3 protein-coding genes are annotated in these 2,221 nt (G+C 67.0%); 1 reads left to right on the plus strand and 2 read right to left on the minus strand.

Annotated elements, in window-relative coordinates; translation table 11 throughout:
* On the minus strand, positions 1–749 hold a 749-nt coding region (locus AC1DYI_RS33290; RefSeq protein ID WP_477208385.1), incomplete at its 3' end, for a zinc-dependent alcohol dehydrogenase family protein.
* A 137-nt stretch (positions 750–886) separates the two neighbouring features.
* Here AC1DYI_RS33290 and AC1DYI_RS33295 point away from each other — a divergent pair.
* Positions 887–1,792 (plus strand): LysR family transcriptional regulator, encoded by a 906-nt coding sequence (locus AC1DYI_RS33295; RefSeq protein ID WP_477208386.1) that lies wholly within the window; start codon positions 887–889, stop codon positions 1,790–1,792.
* Positions 1,793–1,816: 24 nt separating this feature from the next.
* Here the strand turns inward: AC1DYI_RS33295 and AC1DYI_RS33300 are convergent.
* On the minus strand, positions 1,817–2,221 hold a 405-nt coding region (locus tag AC1DYI_RS33300), incomplete at its 5' end, for an SDR family NAD(P)-dependent oxidoreductase (protein ID WP_477208387.1).

A 2,221-nucleotide genomic window follows, 5' to 3' on the forward strand; every position in this document is an offset into this window, starting at 1 on the left:
GTGCATGCATCGCCGCCGAGCGCACCGTAGTTGACGATCGTGGCGCTCTCGGCCAGCGTGCCAGCGAGCCGCATCGTGGCCTTGCCGCCGACCGCGTCGATGCCCAGCTTGATGTCGGCACCGCCGGTAGCGGCCTTCACGCGTTCGGCCAGATCATCGCCGTCGACCAGCACCACGTCGCCACCTTGCGCCTTCACGCCGGCCACGGCCGAGTCGCGCCGCACGATGTTGACGGTCTTCAGGCCACGCAGCTTGGCAAGCTGCACCACATAGCTGCCCACGCCTGAGTTGGCTCCGTTCTGGATGACCCAGTCGCCCGGCTGCAGGGTGACAAAGTCGCTCAGCAACAGCGACGCGGTGGGCGGGTTCACCGTGAGCATGGCCAACTGCTTCGGGTCGGCCTCGTTCGGCAGCGGGATCAGGCGCGCTGCGGGCACGACCACATGCGTGGCCCAGGTGCCGGCACCGGCAGGCAGCAGCACGGTCTGGCCGACGGCCGGGCCTTGCGTATCAGGCCCCAGCTCGATCACGCGGCCCACGCCTTCGCTGCCGCCCACCGCCGGCAGCGGCGGGAGCATGCCGTATTGGCCGGTCAGCATCAGCACGTCGCTGGGGTTGATCGGCGCGGCCAGCACGGCCACCAGGGCCTGGCCTTGGGCCAGCGCGGGGCGGTCGAAGGGCACCGCCGCGATCACGGCTTGCGGCACCGGGCCGCGTTCGGTGTACTGGGCTTTGAGCATCGTGGTCATGTCGATTTCCTTTGCGCGATCGGCGCGTTGGCTTGCGATGGACGGAATGCTAGGGAAGACTCGTTCGCGATGGAATACAGTGCATTCGGCAAAATCTTTTGTCTGAATGGCAACAATGGGGCGGACGGAGGCGAACCATGGACAAGCTGCGCGCGCTGCAATATCTGGTCAAGGTCGCAGATACCCTCAGCTTCTCGCGCGCCGCCCAGGCGTTTGGCGTGCCGGCGTCTTCGATCTCGCGCCGCATTTCCGACCTGGAGGCCGAGCTGGGCGTGGAACTGCTGCACCGCACGACCCGCACGGTGCGGCTGACCGAAGTCGGCGCGCTTTACCTCGAGCAAGTGCGGGCTGGCATGGCCCAGCTGAACGACGCCGAAGAGCTGGTCGGCCAGCGCAGCAACACACCCAGCGGCACCTTGCGCATCAGCGCCATGCCCAGCTACGGCCAGCTGCTGCTGATGCCCGCGCTGCAAGACTTTTGCGAGCGCTACCCGGACATCGTGCTGGACGTGCACCTGAGCGACGCGCTGGTCGAGCTCGGCCGCGACCAGATCGACATCGCCATCCGCGGCGGCCGCCAACCGCAAGACCGCGTGGTCGCCCGCAAGCTCGACCCCAACCGCTTCATTCTCGCCGCTTCGCCGCAATACCTGGCGCAGATGGGCACGCCGCGCACGCTGGACGACCTGGCAGATCACCGAGCGCTGATGTACCGCGGCCCTAACGCGGTGATCAAGTGGCAGGGGCTGGACGAAGACGGCTGGCGTGAACTGCCCGTCACGCCAGCCTTCATCAGCAACGACGGCGCCAGCCTGATCGTCATGGCCTGCCGGCACCGTGGCCTGGTGCTGCTGTCGGAGTGGGGCTTGAAGAGCTACCTGCGCAGCGGTGAGCTGGTGCAGGTCACGCTCGATCAGCCGGTGTCGGTGGGCCGCGGCGGAGAGTCGGGCATCTACCTGCTGTACCTGCAGACGCGCTACCGGATACCGAAGGTGAGGGTGGCGGTGGAGTTCCTGGTGGAGCGGTTGGGGATGGTGCCATGACGTACCGCTCCTGAGGTTCCGGATTCAGGCCGCCTGCGGCAGGTAGCTGGGCCTCGCCGCCGTCATCCCGTGCTTGACCTGCAGGGTGATTTCATCGGCCAGCACCTCATCGAAGCCCGATTCGAGCCCGTCGAGTGCACGCTTGACGATCTCTTCGGGGCTGGACTTCGGGACGTCGAACCCGCGCGTGAGATCGGTATCGACGTAGGCCATGTGCAGCGCCAGCACCTGAGTCTTCTGCGCCGCCAGTTCGTGGCGCAGGCTGTTGGTGAGCGACCAGGCGGCGGACTTGCTTGCCGAATAGGCCGCCAACTCGCCGCCGTTCACCCACGAGGCGACCGACAAGACGTTGAGCAACGCGCCGCCGCCGTTGCTTTTGAGAATCGGCGCGAAGGCCTTGCTCATGCGCAACACGGCGAAGAAGTTGGT

Source organism: Ideonella sp. P3_A4 (assembly GCF_056403075.1).